The 17442-nt window shown below is 40.3% G+C and carries 15 protein-coding genes; 5 read left to right on the top strand and 10 right to left on the bottom strand.

Annotated elements, in window-relative coordinates; all coding sequences use genetic code 11:
- Positions 1-869, bottom strand: an 869-nt coding sequence (locus HMPREF1321_RS09195) for a hypothetical protein (protein ID WP_009422282.1), incomplete at its 3' end; no start/stop codon positions are given.
- A 129-nt stretch (positions 870-998) separates the two neighbouring features.
- Between HMPREF1321_RS09195 and HMPREF1321_RS09190 the strand changes: the two genes are divergently transcribed.
- Positions 999-2117: a formimidoylglutamase gene (locus HMPREF1321_RS09190; RefSeq protein ID WP_009422338.1), complete on the top strand. Its 1119-nt coding sequence runs from the start codon at positions 999-1001 to the stop codon at positions 2115-2117.
- Positions 2118-2291: 174 nt separating this feature from the next.
- Here the strand turns inward: HMPREF1321_RS09190 and HMPREF1321_RS12040 are convergent, their stop codons facing one another.
- Complete coding sequence (locus tag HMPREF1321_RS12040; protein ID WP_198003466.1) at positions 2292-2447, bottom strand: hypothetical protein; 156 nt, start codon at positions 2445-2447, stop codon at positions 2292-2294.
- A gap of 152 nt (positions 2448-2599) precedes the next feature.
- Between HMPREF1321_RS12040 and glmM the strand changes: the two genes are divergently transcribed.
- The gene (gene glmM / locus HMPREF1321_RS09185) at positions 2600-3988 is read left to right on the top strand and encodes a phosphoglucosamine mutase (protein ID WP_009422291.1); all 1389 of its coding nucleotides are present in this window, start codon (positions 2600-2602) and stop codon (positions 3986-3988) included.
- A 90-nt stretch (positions 3989-4078) separates the two neighbouring features.
- Here the strand turns inward: glmM and odhB are convergent, their stop codons facing one another.
- From odhB to HMPREF1321_RS09165, 4 genes are all read right to left on the bottom strand, one after another.
- Positions 4079-5317 (bottom strand): 2-oxoglutarate dehydrogenase complex dihydrolipoyllysine-residue succinyltransferase, encoded by a 1239-nt coding sequence (gene odhB / locus HMPREF1321_RS09180; RefSeq protein WP_009422315.1) that lies wholly within the window; start codon positions 5315-5317, stop codon positions 4079-4081.
- A 29-nt stretch (positions 5318-5346) separates the two neighbouring features.
- Positions 5347-6303, bottom strand: a complete 957-nt coding sequence (locus tag HMPREF1321_RS09175; RefSeq protein WP_009422335.1) for a DUF4299 domain-containing protein — start codon at positions 6301-6303, stop codon at positions 5347-5349.
- Positions 6304-6386: 83 nt separating this feature from the next.
- Complete coding sequence (locus HMPREF1321_RS09170) at positions 6387-6947, bottom strand: TonB-dependent receptor plug domain-containing protein (RefSeq protein WP_009422327.1); 561 nt, start codon at positions 6945-6947, stop codon at positions 6387-6389.
- 25 nt (positions 6948-6972) lie between these two features.
- Entirely contained in the window at positions 6973-9744 is a 2772-nt protein-coding gene (locus HMPREF1321_RS09165) for a 2-oxoglutarate dehydrogenase E1 component (protein ID WP_009422322.1), read from the bottom strand.
- Between the two features lie 734 nt (positions 9745-10478).
- Between HMPREF1321_RS09165 and HMPREF1321_RS09160 the strand changes: the two genes are divergently transcribed.
- Positions 10479-10967, top strand: coding sequence for a thioredoxin family protein (locus HMPREF1321_RS09160; protein WP_009411346.1), 489 nt, complete (start codon positions 10479-10481; stop codon positions 10965-10967).
- 37 nt (positions 10968-11004) lie between these two features.
- Here HMPREF1321_RS09160 and HMPREF1321_RS09155 read toward each other — a convergent pair whose 3' ends face one another.
- Both HMPREF1321_RS09155 and HMPREF1321_RS09150 read right to left on the bottom strand, forming a co-directional pair.
- On the bottom strand, positions 11005-12006 hold the full coding sequence (locus HMPREF1321_RS09155; RefSeq protein ID WP_009422308.1) for a Gfo/Idh/MocA family oxidoreductase: 1002 nt from the start codon (positions 12004-12006) through the stop codon (positions 11005-11007).
- An 11-nt stretch (positions 12007-12017) separates the two neighbouring features.
- Positions 12018-12608, bottom strand: a complete 591-nt coding sequence (locus tag HMPREF1321_RS09150; protein WP_002671504.1) for a hypothetical protein — start codon at positions 12606-12608, stop codon at positions 12018-12020.
- A gap of 137 nt (positions 12609-12745) precedes the next feature.
- Between HMPREF1321_RS09150 and HMPREF1321_RS09145 the strand changes: the two genes are divergently transcribed.
- Both HMPREF1321_RS09145 and HMPREF1321_RS09140 read left to right on the top strand, forming a co-directional pair.
- Positions 12746-13396 carry a protein-L-isoaspartate(D-aspartate) O-methyltransferase gene (locus tag HMPREF1321_RS09145; protein ID WP_002671501.1) on the top strand — a complete coding sequence of 217 codons (651 nt, stop codon included), beginning with the start codon at positions 12746-12748 and terminating at the stop codon, positions 13394-13396.
- 33 nt (positions 13397-13429) lie between these two features.
- On the top strand, positions 13430-13990 hold the full coding sequence (locus HMPREF1321_RS09140; protein WP_034575977.1) for a hypothetical protein: 561 nt from the start codon (positions 13430-13432) through the stop codon (positions 13988-13990).
- Positions 13991-14095: 105 nt separating this feature from the next.
- Here HMPREF1321_RS09140 and HMPREF1321_RS09135 read toward each other — a convergent pair whose 3' ends face one another.
- Both HMPREF1321_RS09135 and metE read right to left on the bottom strand, forming a co-directional pair.
- The gene (locus HMPREF1321_RS09135) at positions 14096-14599 is read right to left on the bottom strand and encodes a lipocalin family protein (protein WP_009422309.1); all 504 of its coding nucleotides are present in this window, start codon (positions 14597-14599) and stop codon (positions 14096-14098) included.
- 512 nt (positions 14600-15111) lie between these two features.
- Complete coding sequence (gene metE / locus HMPREF1321_RS09130; protein WP_009422310.1) at positions 15112-17412, bottom strand: 5-methyltetrahydropteroyltriglutamate--homocysteine S-methyltransferase; 2301 nt, start codon at positions 17410-17412, stop codon at positions 15112-15114.
- Between the last annotated feature and the right edge of the window lie 30 nt (positions 17413-17442).

Genomic DNA, 17442 nt, shown 5'->3' with positions numbered 1-17442 from the left:
AACTTCGGCGCTTCACAATGAGAGACTAAATCAAAGTAAAAAGTCTCGGAATTGCCGTTGTTTTTAAAGTACGACTGTTCGTTAGGGTTATTGGGGTTATTTGTAAAAGCTCGTACCTGCCATACGTAGCGCTTGTTTTCCAACAGTATAGGCATCATATTAGTGTATGCCAAAGCTGGTGAAAAGGTTTTAGTTTGGTACACCAATCGTCCCGTCATAAACGCCTCTTCTGGCACCAATGCCGAGTCCCATACTTCTTTGAGGGTGAACTCATACTGCATAAAGGGGGCTACATCGCGAGGCATCCATTGGAAAACAATATGCTGAAAAGCGTTCTTTTTGGTAAGCACTTCGCCTTTTTGAGGCATCGTAAGCACAGGGGGTGAGTAGCGGCGCACTTGTATCATCGCGCGTCCTTTATTGGACACGGGGCGTCCAGTAGCTACATCGTAAAGCGACAAGCCAATAAAATAAGTACCCTCAGGAAGTAGTCCGTTATAAGTCGCCTCATTAATACCGTAGAGGTTTTCGTAGTGCAGTAGGGTTTTGAAATCTATATTGGTAAGTGTGCGTCGTACACCTGGGGAGAGGTTTACCAAATAGGGGGTAATATAGTCGGGTGTTTGGGCAATGACTTGTCCTTGGAAGTCCTCTAACGAGAAGCGAAGCACAAAGGGGCGTCCGCCGGTAGAGAGGTCTTTAAGCAGAAAGTGTGCTTGTATCTTCTGTTCAAAGGTGTCGGCATACCCTCTCAGACTCTGTGGATAGGGCGGAGTAACAAACACTTGCACGTCCACAGGGTACTGCTGAGCTTGCAGAGCGAAGCTCAGCAAGGTGAAGAAAAAGAGTATGTAACGACGTAAGAACATAGTAATTTTTTGCAAAAATAATAAATAATTACGAACTACAAGTGAAGAACCTCAAATAATTTGCTAATCCTCAAATTTGCTAATTTGCTAATTATCCCCTACCTTTGTCGTCTATTAATAAGAAAAATTATGTCACTATCCTATTTACAACCCGTTGATGAAGCTTTTACCTTAGACGATTACAAGCCACAACAAGTGGGTTTCCAACTCCATAAACACCTCCCCTCCCTTGGTTTACCTGACCTTACCGACGTGAAAATTGCCTTTTTCTGTATCGAAACAGAAGGACAGTCATTCTATCGCTTTCGTCAGCATCTGTATTCTCTCTTTATGGGAAATTGGAATTTTGCCATTGCCGATTTGGGTAACTTGCCCTTAGGCGAAACCGACGACGATACTCATTTTGCTATCGAAGAAATTGTAGCCGAGCTCATTAAGCAAGACGTTATCCCTGTGGTGCTGGGTGGTTCGCAAGACTTTACTTATTCCCTCTACCGCGCTTTCGATAGTCTCGAACAAATGGTGAATGTAGTGTGTGTAGATGCTAAGTTTGATTTTGGCGATACCGAAGAACTCTTTGTAGAGAGCTCCTATATGAGCAAACTCATTTCAGAACCTCCCGTGAATTTACTCGATTTTACCAATCTCGGCTATCAGTCTTATTACGTAGCTCAAGAAGAGCTCGATTTGCTCGAAAAAATGTGTTTTGAAGTACACCGCTTGGGCAATATAGTGAATGATTTGAAGATTATCGAGCCCGCAATGCGTGATGCCGATATCGTAAGCGTCGATATGACCTGTGTGCAGGCAAAAGATATGTTAACTGAAGGGAATGTAAACGGCTTCAATAGTAGGGAAATATGTGCTATCACGCGTTATGCAGGTATCAGTAGTAATGTACAAGTGGCAGGTATTTTCGATATCCCCAATACCGATTTGGCAAGTCAGCTACTCGCCGAAATGCTTTGGTATTTCTACGAAGGATTTAACTTCCGTATCAAAGAACTACCTGTGATAAACGACGAGAATTACACTAAATACATCGTACCCATTGAAGATATCCAAATAGAGTTCTTCAAAAGTACACAAACCGAACGCTGGTGGATGAAACCCGGAGGCGATAAATACTCCGGACCTCAAAACCACATACCATCCGGACTTATCCCTTGTCTACCTCAAGACTACGAAGAAGCCATTAGTGGCACTATCCCCGAACGTTGGTGGCGCTCCTATCGCAAATCAGTATAAGCAAATATCTTTTCTATAAAGCCATAGAAAATCGCAATTTCATTTACTTTAAATTCGCTTTTTGTTCATTTATTCTTTATCCACCCTTGTGGCTCATACCGTTATTTGTATACACTTTGCCAAAGTTTGAGACTTTGGCAAAGTTGAGTTCCACTAATAACCTTCTTTTTATTCCTATCTTAGCTTTAACTTACCTTCACTTTTCCTTCGTTCATTGTTCGTCTTTTGTTCGTCTTTTGTTCGTTGTAGACCCACTGTAGACCCACTGTAGACCCATTCTTTCTTCGCCTGTTGTTCGTTTATCCCATAAGCCTCCTTTAATTTAACCATTAACCATTAATCATTAATCACTAACCATTAACCATTAATCTTTATGATTTCAAATTTTTATATATCATTTTTTTATCCTATTTTTGTCGCGAAAAAACACTCTCTCTTCTATCTTATCATTATCTTTTGAAGAGAGTATAATCACTTAAATTATGTCATTAATCAAATCAATCTCAGGTATTCGTGGTACTATTGGAGGTGTACCCGATGAAAATCTAACCCCTATCGATGCCGTAAAATTCGCTGCCGCTTATGGTACGTGGCTCAAAGAAAACCTCAACAAAGCAAATATAAAGGTAGTTGTAGGAAGAGACGCACGTATTTCGGGCGAAATGATACAGAACTTAGTACAATACACCCTTGTAGGATTAGGCATTAATGTAGTGGATATCGGGCTAAGTACAACTCCTACCGTCGAAGTAGCTGTTACAATGGAAAAAGCCGATGGGGGCATTATTCTCACTGCAAGTCATAATCCTAAACAGTGGAACGCCCTAAAACTTCTCAATAATAAGGGAGAGTTCCTCAGTGCTAAAGAAGGCGAAAGAATTCTAACCATTGCTCAAGAGAACAAAGTGGTTTTTGCTGATGTAGAAGCTTTAGGAAGCATTTCTCACGATAATACCTATATTCAAAAACATATTGAGGCAGTGTTAGGGTTGCTAACATCATCCACTATCGAAGCCATACGCAATTGTAAATTCAAAGTAGTTGTTGATGCGGTGAACTCCACAGGAGGTATTGCAATTCCAAAGTTATTAGAACGTTTTGGCGTAGAAGTAGTTCGTTTGTATTGTGAACCAAACGGACATTTTCCTCATAACCCCGAACCTTTAAAAGAACATTTGGGAGACATCTGTAAAAAAGTACTTGAAGAAAAAGCCGATTTTGGTATCGTAGTAGACCCCGATGTAGATAGATTAGCTTTTATTACGGAAGAAGGTGAAATGTTCGGCGAAGAATATACTTTGGTTGCTTGCGCCGATTATATTTTAGGAAAAACCAAAGGAAATGTAGTCTCTAACCTCTCTTCTTCTCGTGCATTGAGAGATATAGCCGAAAAGCACGGAGTACAGTATGCAGCAGGAGCTGTAGGTGAGGTAAACGTAGTTGCTAAAATGAAGGAAGTGCACGCAATCATAGGTGGTGAAGGCAATGGAGGTATTATCTATCCTGAACTACACTATGGTCGTGACGCTTTGGTAGGTGTAGCGTTATTCCTTTCCTTACTTGCTGAAAGAAAATGCAGTGTAAAGACCTTGCGCAATAGTTATCCTGCTTATTATATGAGCAAGAACAAAATACAACTTACCAAAGACATTAACCCCGATAATATCTTACGTGAAATGCAGGAGAAGTACGCACACGAGCAAATCAATACTATCGATGGCTTAAAGATTGATTTTCCTCAAAGCTGGGTACACTTGCGAAAATCTAATACTGAACCTATTATTCGCATTTACACTGAAGCTAAAAGTCAAGCAGAAGCCGATAAACTCGCTCTGCGTTTCATTGAAGAAATGAAAGCCGTTGCTTTGTAAAGTAACTGATTCATAATTTACTAATTATAAAAACTCCCTATAAAGCTGTTAGCTTTATAGGGAGTTTTCTATATCTTTTTCTCTAATTCCTTAGAGCTCAAGAGCTTGTTTAGGATTGCTATTCATTAGAATTTCTACAGGATTTTCAAGTGCTTCTTTTACAGCTACTAAAAATCCTACTGATTCACGCCCATCGATGATACGGTGGTCGTATGAAAGAGCGACATACATTACAGGGGCAATCACTATCTGTCCGTTGCGCACGATAGGGCGGTCGACGATGTTGTGCATACCCAAAATCCCTGATTGTGGCGGATTGATGATAGGAGTAGAAAGCATAGAGCCAAACACGCCCCCATTAGTAATCGTAAAAGTACCACCAGTCATTTCATCTACCGTAATTTGTCCATCACGAGCGCGGGTAGCTAAGCGTTTTACTTCGGCTTCCACACCTCTAAACGAAAGGTTCTCGGCATTGCGAATCACGGGAACCATCAAGCCTTTAGGACCTGAAACGGCTATAGAGATGTCGCAGAAATCGTAAGTTACCTTGTCTTGTCCGTCAATCATCGAATTGACATCGGGGAAGAGTTTAAGGGCACGCACGACGGCTAAAGTAAAGAACGACATAAAGCCGAGACTCACATTATGGCGCTCTTTGAAGGTATCTTTATACTGTGTACGCAACTCGTAAATAGCCGTCATATCCACCTCATTGAAGGTAGTGAGCATAGCAGTTTCATTCTTAGCACTCACCAATCGTTCGGCTACTTTTCGGCGCAACATACTCATCTTAGTACGCACTTCTTTGCGCACACCACCCGTAGGAGTCCCCATCGAAGGTTTAGAGGCTTTAAGTGCATCATCTTTGGTAATACGACCGCCTTTGCCTGTACCCACTACTGCTGATATAGGAATCTCACGTTCTGCTAATATTTTACGAGCGGCAGGACTTGGAACTTGCTTTGCAGAAGATGCAGGTGTTATAGGAACTGTGGAAGGTACGGAAGCTGTAGGTTTGGGTGTCTCAGGAGCTTCCTGTTTAACTGGTTGTGATGGTGAAGTACCTGCTGATGAAGCTCCTGCTGGCGCTTTTGCTTTAGTATCAATCAAGCATACCACTTGTCCTACTTTTACAGCTTCGCCTTCTTCGGCTTGCAGTGTAATAACTCCACTGGCTTCAGCGGGAAGTTCGAGGGTTGCCTTATCCGAATCCACTTCGGCAACAGCTTGGTCTTTGGTTACATAATCACCCGTTTTTACAAGCCAACGGGCTATTTCTACTTCGGTGATAGATTCCCCGGGTGAGGGGACTTTCATTTCCAACATATCGTTTAGTTTTAGGTGTTAGGTATTAGTTATTTCGTCGTTAAAAAGTTTTTCAATTTTGCTAAGAATCCTTTGCGTTCTTGTTTATCATTTTGCAAGAGAGTTTCAAGTTCTTTTCGGTTGAGGGTTATAAGCATATAGTGACCATCGAGTTTTTGTATTTTCTCTTGAGGCAATCGCTCTAAAAAGGTTTGGTAATCGAGTCCATCGAGTACCTCATAAGCATCAGGGTCGTTTTCATCGCCGTTGATGACTACCAAACTAATGCGCCACAACTTTACATCGTCTTGACTGAGGTTTACTTGGGTGAAATCTACAAAAGGCGGATATTCATATGGCAAGATAGTAGGGACGCCCTCTGTAAGAGCATAAGCTCCCATCACCTCTCCTCTGTCATTTCTAAAAAACTGCTGACGTGCGATATACGCATCAGGGTGCTCATATAGTTGTTTTTCTATAAGCTGACTAAAGGCTTTTACCTTATCTTCGGCAGCTAATAACTCGTTTATCATTTCGTCTGACAAACATATAGGACGGTAGACACCGAACAGATAAGATCCTCCTTTTTCACCTTCATAACATTTGATACCAAATTTAATATCGTTTCTATAATCGTACGTAATGGCATTGGGTTCATAAACCTCTCCTTCTTCATCAACTACTTTGCTACCCAATGCAGTGGCTACTTTGCCAATAAACTCGTACGCACCTAACCAATCGGCTTCGGTACTGGGAGTAAAGACGCGCACACCGTAGTCTTGGGTTTCGGTGTCGTAAGAGACCTCAAAACCGCGACCACTAATGCCTTCTTGTCCCATCAGCATATAGCCCCAATCACTGAGCGGTGCATTCATCACTTGAGAGTAATGCTCGTCGTTATCATCAATAGAGTATTGTACAAATCCCTCACGCTGGAGGTCGAGCAATTGCTGAGGAGTCATTTCTTCAGGTGCTTGTGTGTTTTTAATGTAAAAAGTTCGACTCATCTTTTTAGGTGTTATGTGTTAGAAAGCTACGTTCCCCATAGGGATTGAACTTTGCCAAAGTTTGCGACGAATTGCTCGTCGTGCTACGATTTAGGTTCATAAGGTGGTGTATCCAACTTTTCAGGATTACCTTTTAGAGTAACTAAAATCACTCCATTTTTAGCTTTCTCACCGTATTTTTCAGTAGCTTTTTTGTCTTTTAGCACTACGATACTCTCTACTCTTTTAGGGCTGACATTGTTCATAAAAAGCTTTCCTACTTCAGGATCTGAAAACTCTACATCATTGACAACAACCAGAGGAAAAGCTTTATTAGAATTTTCTATTCCTGATAGGTTATCTTTCTTAGAAGTGTCTTTGCTTTTCTTCAAAGTAATAATAACCACTCCTTTTTCGGCTTTACTGCTACATAAAACAGTAGCAGAAGGATCTTTAAGTGCGCTTTTAAGTACGTTGATATTCTCAATATCATTAGGATCAATTGCGTTTAAAAAGATACTACCTATCTTGTTATCGTCTATCAGAACGCCATTCACCACGAGCAAGGGTGAATTCTGCTCTCGTGACACAATTTTGGTAACTGTTTTTTGCGCTGATAGTGCATAAGTGGTTATCAGCAATAGTAATGTAATAATTCGTTTCATATCAATTGGTATTTTTAGTTTTTTATTATTCAAATACAGCCGCGATAGCTTTGTTGTGGCGTTTGCGGTCACGAGTATGGCTACCAGAGGCAGGGGCTGCATAGGCGGGAGTACCTACATAACGCCATTTTAACAAATCGAAATTCATTAACATATAACCATAAGCGCCCATATTTTTAGGTTCTTCTTGCGCCCAAATAAAGTCGGTGGCGTGTTTGTACTTCGCTATAATGGTTTTGAGCTGTGTTAGCGGTAGCGGGAACAACTGCTCGATGCGCACTAAGGCTATATCGTCTCTGCCAAGTTTTTCGCGTTCGGCATAGAGGTCGTAGTAATAGCGACCAGAGCAAAATACTACGCGTTTTACTTTTTGAGCTTTAGCAATAGGATCGTCTAACACCTCTTGGAACTGTCCGCCAGCTAAGTCTTCTACAGTTGAAATCACTTGGGGGTGACGCAATAAGCTTTTAGGAGTGAATATTACCAACGGCTTACGGAAGGTAGTCTTCATTTGGCGGCGTAGTAGGTGGAAAAAGTTAGCGGGGGTAGTACAATTGGCTACATACATATTGTTCTCAGCACAGAGTTGCAAATAGCGTTCTATGCGTGCCGAAGAGTGCTCAGCTCCTTGTCCTTCATAACCGTGAGGGAGTAACATTACCAATCCGTCTTGCACTTTCCATTTGTCTTCACCACAACAGATGTACTGGTCAATCATTATTTGTGCGCCATTGGAGAAATCGCCGAACTGTGCTTCCCATATGGTGAGCGTGCGCGGACTTGCCATTGCATAGCCGTACTCATAGCCCAAGACTCCATATTCGGATAACAGCGAATTGTAGATATGGAAAGTACCTGTTGCCAATTGTTTAGCTTTGAGGTCTTGCAAGAAGCATATTTCTTCTTCGGTATCTTCTGTTTTGAGCACAGCGTGACGGTGCGAGAATGTACCCCGTTGCACATCTTCACCAGTGATACGTACATCATAGCCCTCAGTAAGGAGTGAACCATACGCCAAGAGCTCTGCCATTCCCCAATCGATATGGTTGTGTGCATACGCCTCTTTACGGTCGGCTACAATCTTTTTCACCTTACTGATAAAAGGTTTATCGGCAGGCAATTCAGTAAGTGCCTTGGCTATTGTGTCGAGTTTCCCTTTGCTAATAGTTGTATCTACCTTTTGTAACATTTGTTTTGGCGATGCTATTTCAAAGCCTTGCCATTCGGTTTGCATAAAGGGCTTTAATATCGTAAGTGGTTCACGACGAGATGCTTCGAGGTCAGCATCAAGAGTAGCTTTATAAGCGTTCTCTATCTCGGCAACATAACTTTGCTGTATGAGACCTTCTTCGATTAGCTTCTGTGCGTAAATATTGCGGGGATTGTCGTGCTTACTTATAATTTTGTACAAAAGAGGTTGTGTAAAACGTGGTTCATCGCCTTCATTATGACCGTATTTACGATAGCCAAAGAGATTGATATACACGTCTTTGCCAAAGGCTTGGCGGTAATCGATTGCCAAGAGAAAAGTGCGCACTACGGCTTCGGCATCGTCGGCATTTACGTGAAGCACAGGCGAATCGTTCATCTTTGCAATATCGGTACAGTACAACGACGAACGCGAGTCGGCAAAATTAGCAGTGAACCCTACTTGGTTGTTTATCACTATATGAACGGTACCCGCATTGGTGAAGCCTCTCAAGCCACACATCTGCACCGTTTCGTAGACGATACCCTGCCCTGACACAGCAGCATCACCGTGAATGATGATAGGCAAGGCTTGCCGGAAATTTTCTTGACAATAGTGGTCTTGTTTCGCACGAGTAATACCTCCTACAACGGCATCTACAGCTTCGAGATGCGAAGGATTAGGTACCAAATTCATATCTACGGTTTTTCCGGCACGAGTAGTGCGTTGGGTGGTGATACCCAAGTGGTATTTTACATCACCGTCGAACCAATCGTCCATTTCGTAATCCTTACCGTCGAACTCGGAAAAGATATCCTTTGGATTCTTACCAAACACATTGGCTAATACATTTAATCGCCCGCGGTGCGCCATACCGAGTACTACGTGTTTTACGCCTTGCTCGGCAGCAGCTTCCACCATAAAATCGAGACCTGCGATAAGCGCATCGTTGCCTTCAAGCGAAAAGCGTTTTTGACCTACATACTTAGTATGAAGGAAGTTCTCAAAAGAAGTGGCTTCATTAAGTTTGTTAAGGATTTGCAGTTTTTCTTCCTTAGAAAACTGAGGTTTATTGTGATTTTGCTGTAATCGTTTGGTGAACCAATCGCGTTCTTGGAGATTGTGAATATACTGATATTCTACCCCTATCGACTTACAATAAGTAGTATCCAACGCCTCAATAATTGCACTTAAAGGCGAGGGAGCTAAGCCTATTTCACGAGCAGCATCGAAGGTAGTATTGAGGTCAGCCGTCGTAAGCCCGTAGTTTTCGATAGCCAAAGTAGGTGTATATGGCTCACGAGGACGTAGCGGATTAATTTGTGCGAATAAGTGACCGTAAGTGCGATAACCATTGATGAGGTTAAGCACGGCAAACTCTTTCTTGACAGTTTCGGAAAGCGCAGGGTTTTCGTTACCCACCACTTGTTGTACCATTACAGGTACTGCTTCTTCTACCGGAGTGCTGTATTGCTCTTGAGCAAAATCGAAACCTTGAAAGAAAGCGCGCCAACTGGGTTCTACCGCATCGGGGTTTTCGAGATATTTATCATATAAATCACCAAAATAAGCCGTACTTGCGGCATTCAAAAAAGAATACTTATCCATAAAAAGCAATTGTTTCGTTTATTTTTCATTAATGATAGGCAAAGGTAATGTTTTGTTTTGGAATAACCATACTTTTTATGAAATATTTTTAAGATAATGTATTAGTAATTTGGGAATTAGCCAATTAGAAAATTAGCAAATGAAAATTCAGAATAAAAAAGGAATATCTAACCTTATGGAAATCTTAAAAATCAATAAAAATTGAAACTATAAAATAGTTATGATATTTAAAAAATATCAACTCATTAAGCGGATAGTTTTCTTTATATAGATATTATCTATGAGAAATGAGGAAAAAAGAGCCATTTTGGAGGGAGTTTGACCGAAGCTAAATCGAACCTAAGACGAAGCTAAGACGAACAAAAGACGAACAAAAGACGAAGGAACGCTATTAATAACTTATATATTAGATATTTATAAGAACCATTTATGATAGATAAAATCTATTGAAAAGAGGAAATTTAGTAATGTTTATTCTGAAAATGTAGGGATATGAAGCTTGTCCGAAAAGTTTTGTTTTGTGAAGGCAATTTGCCAATCGCCTCTACAATATAACTAAAAGAAATTGATTATCAAGGCAATCAACTTTGGCAAAGGTGCAAGTCGCACAGGCAACTTTGGCAAAGTGTAGCGACGCAAATGCAATTTAAGACTTTTGGAACAGCCTCAATGTAGCTCTTGAAATATCTTGGCACTTTTTTTGTAATTATATATTTTCAAAAGATTTGGTTTTTATGAAGAAATACTTTTTTATAGCACTCCTCTGCTGGGGAGGTACTGCTCTTTGGTCTCAAAACAGTGAGGAAATAAGTAAAGAACGCGCTGGTTATGAACAACCTTATCACCCTGAGGAAGACGGTGATGCACGTATTACACAACTGCTAAAACAAGCTAAAAAAGAACACAAAAAAGTGTTGGTGCAAATAGGTGGGAATTGGTGTGTGTGGTGCTTGCGCTTTAACCATTTGGTAACTACTACGCCTGAACTGAAAAGTATTTTGGATAAGAAATATATTTTCTATCACCTGAACTTCTCGCCTGAAAACAAGAATGAAAAGGCTTTTAAAAAGTATGGAAACCCTGGCGCACAATATGGTTATCCCTCTTTTTTGATTCTCAACGAAAAAGGAGATGTGCTTTTCACTCAAAAAAGTGAAGATTTAGAATCGGGGAAGGGGTATGATGTGAAGAAAGTAAAGAAATTCTTGCAAGGAAGGTTGTAATTTGCAAATTAAAAAATTAGAGAATTAGCAGATTGTGTTATTGGCTAAATTGAGTAATAAGTTTGATAATTTCAAGGGCTTGAGTAGCAGGGACGGGATTGACACCTTTGCCCGTTAAAGCTTGGTAAAGGTCGTTATAAAAAAGCCAATAGTTACCGTGTTGGGCAGTGGTAAACAAACGTTTTTCAAGTGTATGGAGAATGCCATTAGGCTCAGTAACAGAAGGCAACCACTGAGAGGCTGAAGGGATAGTGCCCGCTACTAAGGCATTTTCTTGTCCGTCGAACCGCTGTTGAAGGAAGGAACCCTTAGTGCCGTGCAAGGTGTACTCCCATTGGCGTTCCAAAGCATAGGTAGTGGATTTAAGGCGGACGCGTAGTTCGTTTTCGTAAAAGAGAATCAGTTCAAAATAATCGTCGGTTTGAGTACCTTTGCGAAGGTAACCCAAATCGGCATATACATTTTTAGGAGTACCGAATAGTTGGAGAGCTTGGTCTATGAGATGTGCTCCTAAATCGTAGAGAGCCCCTCCCCCACGTTCGGGAGTTTCCTTATGAGCCTTGGCACTAATTTCACTTCGGAAACGGTCGAAGCGCATTTCTACTTCTTTGAGTTCGCCCAGTACACCACTGTTTACTATTTCTTTTACCTTTAAATAATCGCCATCATAACGCCTATTTTGGTAAACAGAAAGCAGCTTGCCTTGTTTTGTAGCCAATGTATTGAGTTCTTCAGCCTGCTCGACAGTAACCGTAAAAGGCTTTTCTACCAATACATTCTTATTTGCTAATAACGCTTCTTTGGCATACTCATAATGGGTTTGCACGGGGGTATTGACCACTACCAAATCTATCGCAGGGTCTTGTAGCATTTCGTTTACTGAGCGATAAAGTTTAGCATCAGGATATAGAGCGTGCGAATCGGAACGATGGCGTTCTACTATCGCATAGAGGTGATACTGTGGGTGTTGTGCTACGAAAGGGGCGTGAAATACCCGTCCACTCATACCAAAGCTGGCAAGGGCTACATTAATAGTCATTAGATAAGTATTTATAATTCTTTTAGGGAATTGATAATGTCCTTCATCTGCTGGTAATTCTTTTCTTTTTTGCTAGCTAACGTCCAGGTAAAAACTTGGTAGTAGGTCTTTTTAGTTTCGACAATAGCTACCACGTAAAAGACTCCGATACCATTGACGGTTTCGGTAGTTTCAACTACTACAGCAGGATATTTATTAATGGTAGTTTCGGTGATTTGTTTATCAGTAGGGCGCATCATCTTGGCTTCTGCCCAACCTTTTTTGCAGATGCTAAAATAGTCCTTTAATCCGAAGGATTTAACAAAGGCTTTTTTGTTTTTAATATGCAAAGAGTCCTTTAACACTTGGTAAAGTACCTCATTAAGCTCCTTGCGGTCTTCATCGATTACTGCAACAAAAAGCTCAGACTTACCGTTGCCATATTGCAGAGAGGCTTCTTCATAAAGATTATTTTGGCTGGTAAGAGAGTTAGGTAGTGTCATTTCATATCTATCTTCAACTTTCACTACTTGAGTGGCTTCAGAGGAGGTATCGCTCACTCTGCAAGCCGTAGCTAAAAGGAAGACAAAGATGAAATGCAAGTTACGTTTTAAACGCTTCATCTCTTTCCTAATTTAGTTTTTTCCGCCACAAAAGTATAAATAATTTTTAAACTAATCAACTTTTTAGCAAAAAAATAACACAAATACTTTTTTAGTTGAAAAAAAAGGTTGAATTTTGTACCCGAAAATACAAGAAGATGCTACCGCTGAAAGACACATTAAAACACAAAGGATTACGGAATCAATTAGCTGATTTATTGAGAGAAAAAGGCATAAAGGACAAGCGTGTATTGGAGGCTATTCGCACGATACCACGCCATTTGTTTATGGACAGCAGTTTTGAAGACCACGCTTACCAAGATAAGGCTTTCCCGATAGAGGAAGGGCAAACTATCTCTCAACCCTATACCGTAGCTTTCCAAACGGAATTGCTACAAGTATCACCTCGACAAAAAGTATTGGAGATAGGTACGGGCAGTGGCTATCAAGCTAGTGTACTGCTATATTTAGGGGTACAGCTTTACACTATTGAACGACAACAGAAACTCTTTAAGCAAACACAAAAACTACTTCCCAAACTAATGAATCGTACTGTGCATATGTACTTTGGCGACGGTTATAAAGGGATTCCTAACGAAGCGCCTTTTGACCGTATTTTGGTAACGGCAGGCGCTCCTTATGTACCGAAAGCGTTGCTTGCACAATTGGCGGTAGGAGGACGTTTGGTAATTCCGATAGGAGAAGAAACTCAAACAATGACGCTTTACGAGCGCATTTCGGAAAAAGAATTTCACAAGACTACGCACGGGACTTTTCAGTTTGTACCGATGCTAAAAGAGAGAAACTGATGATTAGTGGTGAATGATTAATAATAATTTAATATGAGAACCATTACTTTTGTTTTACTATCGTTATTGCTGTTTTCGTGTAAAACAGTGCAACGCCCTAAAATGACAGCTCTTATGGATGAAGCTGCTATTAAGACACTTAATGAAGGAACGTATTATGTGTATTCTGAGCCTATGGAAAAGCAAGCTCCCTTGTTCTTTCCGCTACTGCCCAAAGAATACCAAGAAACAGCGCTACCTTTAAGTAGGTTTAAACTGCAAGTAAAAGCAGATTCGCTGTACGTAAGTTACCAAAAAGTGAAGGATAGCACCACTACTGTGAGAATGGTAGCTGGTTTTAAAGGCAAACAGAAGAAGAACTTTTGGCAACGCTATAATAGGTTTAGAATCTATCCGTTTATTCCTATTTTTTTAGGAGTAGATATTGATAGAATACGCATAGCTCCTGATAAAGATGGGGATTTGTTAGTAGAAGTATACAAAGACCGACAAGGTGCGGTTATGTTTGTACAATTTTTCAATACTTATTATGACACTTTTGTATTTAAACGAGAAGAACATAATGAATTACCTAAAAAAACTACAACAGAGTAAGTTAAGATTTTTGGAGTTAGCAGATTAAAAAAGAGCAAAGCACTTTAATGCGTTTTGCTCTTTTTATTCCTTAAATAAGTTTCTAAGGGTAATGATATAAGAAGTTTACTGCTTTATATAGGTTTCTACTAAAGTATGCTTTTTACCTTTATCATCTTCTTCTGAGCCACTAAGAATAAGTTTATTCCCTACTATAGATATTGTAGCAGAACCTCCACTTTTATCTTCCCAAATAATAGAGATGGTACTCCCTGAAACCGAATAACTTCCTTTTTTCGTCTCAATATCATACTTTTTAAGTACATCATTGAAAATATTTTCCACTACAAAAGTTCTACTTACCTCTTTTTCAGTAAAAACAAAAAAAGGTTTAGTATTACAACGTTTATCTATTAAACCTTTTTTAGGGTCATCATAAGATTCAGGAACGCCATCAACTGTACCACTTTCCCATACCCAAGTGCCAATTAAGTTCTTGTTATCTACACTTCCCCCACTGTCGCTTTTACCACAAGCGATAAGGGTTACTAAAATTACTGCCATAATGGCTACTACCTGTGTAGCAGTGCGAAAGGTCGCCCACGCTACGTTTTTGTTTTTGTTCTTCATTGCTATTGTTACATAAAATTAAGTTTATACCTACTCTGTTTAGGCTTTTCGGTTACCGCCTTTTAAGTAGGTTTCACTATAACAGAGCAATAAAAAAACGTGGGAACATTCCTTATTGCTCAATTTCTGAAGCCCGACCAAAGGCTGATGTAAATAAGCAAAAGGAATGCCCACGTAACCGCAGGCATTTCCACTTTTACTTTCCTATTTACATCTAAAAAAATTGGTCGTTTTCAGAAATTAGGAAACTGTAAAGCGAAACGCTATATGTGTTATTTTATAATACTGTTTTAAAAACTATACGAGTTAGTACTTCGTGTAATAGTTATTTTGGTTTGATGAGGCAAATGTACAAAAAATATCATTCCTGCAAAATAAAAGAGTATTTTTGACAAAAATATTGTGTTATCAACTTTGCCAAAGCTTGAAACTTTGCCAAAGTATGTGAGGTAACAAAAAAGCAATGTGCAAGAAAATGCACATTGCTTTTTTTATTTATTACTTCTTATTTCTTATTTGTAGAGATTGCGAAGTTCTTTGGCGGTATCCACCATTGCGTGGAGAGCTGCTTTGGTTTCTGGCCAGTGACGCGTTTTGAGTCCGCAGTCGGGGTTTACCCAAAGTTGCTCTTTTGGCACTACCGAAATGGCTTTCTTCATCAAGTTGGTCATCTCTTCTTGTGAAGGTACGCGTGGTGAGTGAATGTCGTATACTCCAGGACCTATTTCGTTAGGATATTTGAAGTCACCAAATACATCGAGGAGTTCCATTTGTGAACGTGAGCACTCTATGGTAATCACATCGGCGTCCATATCGGCGATAGCTTCAATCATATCATTGAACTCAGAATAGCACATATGGGTGTGGATTTGAGTTTCGTCTTTTACGCCTGAAGCTGAAATGCGGAACGCTTTGATTGCCCAATCGAAGTAGGCTTTCCACTCGCTCTTACGCAATGGCAAACCTTCGCGGATAGCTGGTTCGTCAATCTGAATAACTTTGATGCCCGCTTTTTCGAGGTCTACTACTTCATCGCGGATTGCTAAAGCTATCTGCAAACAAGTTTCAGAACGCGGTTGGTCATCGCGTACAAACGACCATTGCAAGATAGTTACAGGTCCTGTAAGCATACCTTTTACGGGCAATTTAGTAAGCGATTGTGCGTATTTGCTCCAGCGTACAGTCATTGGTTCTGGACGTGAAATATCACCAAAGATAATCGGTGGTTTTACGCAACGTGAACCATAACTTTGTACCCAACCGAATTTGGTGAAGGTGTATCCTTTGAGCAATTCGCCAAAGTATTCCACCATATCGTTACGCTCAAACTCGCCGTGTACGAGTACATCGATATTGGTATCTTCTTGAAAACGGATAGACTCTTCAATTTCTCTTTCCAATAACTTGTCGTATTCGGCTTGAGTGAGTTCTCCTTTTTTGAAGCGAGCACGCCAGCTGCGTACCTCGTCGGTTTGAGGGAATGACCCAATAGTAGTTGTAGGGAAAAGAGGTAAGTTTAACGCTTTGTGTTGTGCTACTTTACGCTCGTTGAACGGACTGTGGCGCACATCGTCTTTGGCTGTGATGTTGTTCACGCGCTCTTTCACTTTGTTGTCGTGGATAAGCGGTGAAGTTTTACGTGTTTCAGCTGCTTTTTTGTTTTCTTCAAAAACGGCTTTTACCTCAGGTGTTATGTGACCTGTAGCAAGGGCTTGCAAAGTAGTTACTTCTTTTACTTTTTGTTTAGCAAAAGCCAACCATTGTTTGATTTCAGGAGTAAGCACTTTCTCGTTGTTTTCGAGTTCGAGGTTGCAAGGAGAGTGCAATAATGAGCAAGAAGTAGCTATCAATAGGCGATCAGCACCGATAGCATCTTTGGCTTTCTCAATCAATGCTAATGAATGTTCGAAGTTATTCTTCCAAATATTACGTCCGTCTACTACCCCAAGTGATAGTTTTTTATCAGCAGGAAGTGCTTTGAGCACTTTGTCAAGCTGAGCTGCTGCGCGCACTAAGTCGATGTGCAATACATTGAAAGGCAATGAAACAGCTAATTCAGTATTGTTATCCAATGCTCCAAAATAAGTGGTGAGGATAAATTCGGTAGTAGGGAATTTGCTTCTTAGTTCGGTATATACTTTTTTGTATATATCGGCAGCGCCTTCAGGAAGGTCGAGAACTAAGTGAGGTTCGTCTATTTGAATAGTTTTAGCTCCTGCATCTACTAAACTTCGTACGATTTGTACATACACAGGTAATAGACGCTCAGCCAAGTCTAAACGGTGGAAACCTTGTTCTTTTTCTTTACCGAGAAGCAAATAAGTTACCAAGCCGATAAGTACAGGTTTAGTGTCAAAACCGTGTTTTTTAGCCAAGTTATATTCTTGCAAAGGTTTGTTTACAAGAATTTTGAAAGATTGGTCTTTAGTAAATTCGGGTACGATATAGTGGTAATTGGTATCAAACCATTTGGTCATTTCCATAGCGGTAATATCGATACCATCTTTTTGATAGCCACGTGCCAAAGCGTAATAACGTTCTAAATCACGCAAATGTTTAATTGGTGTAAAACGCTCAGGAATAGCGCTTACTGTAAACGAAAAGTCAAGCATTTGGTCATAGAAAGAGAAGTCGTTAGAAGGAATCAAATCTACTCCTGCTTCTTTTTGTAGTGTCCAGTTATGTACACGAATATTTTCAGCCACTGCTAAGAGTTCTTCTTCTGATATTTTACCAGCCCAGAAAGACTCATTGGCTTTTTTAAGTTCTCGTTTTTCACCGATACGAGGATAACCTAATACGTTTGATTTCATATATTTTTATTGAAATTTTAATTGGGCGCA

It is taken from the genome of Capnocytophaga sp. oral taxon 412 str. F0487 (assembly GCF_000271925.1).
GTDB classification, from domain to species: domain Bacteria; phylum Bacteroidota; class Bacteroidia; order Flavobacteriales; family Flavobacteriaceae; genus Capnocytophaga; species Capnocytophaga ochracea.
The sequence above is the reverse complement of the archived record's forward strand: the minus strand, read 5'-3'. Positions and strand labels throughout refer to the sequence as shown.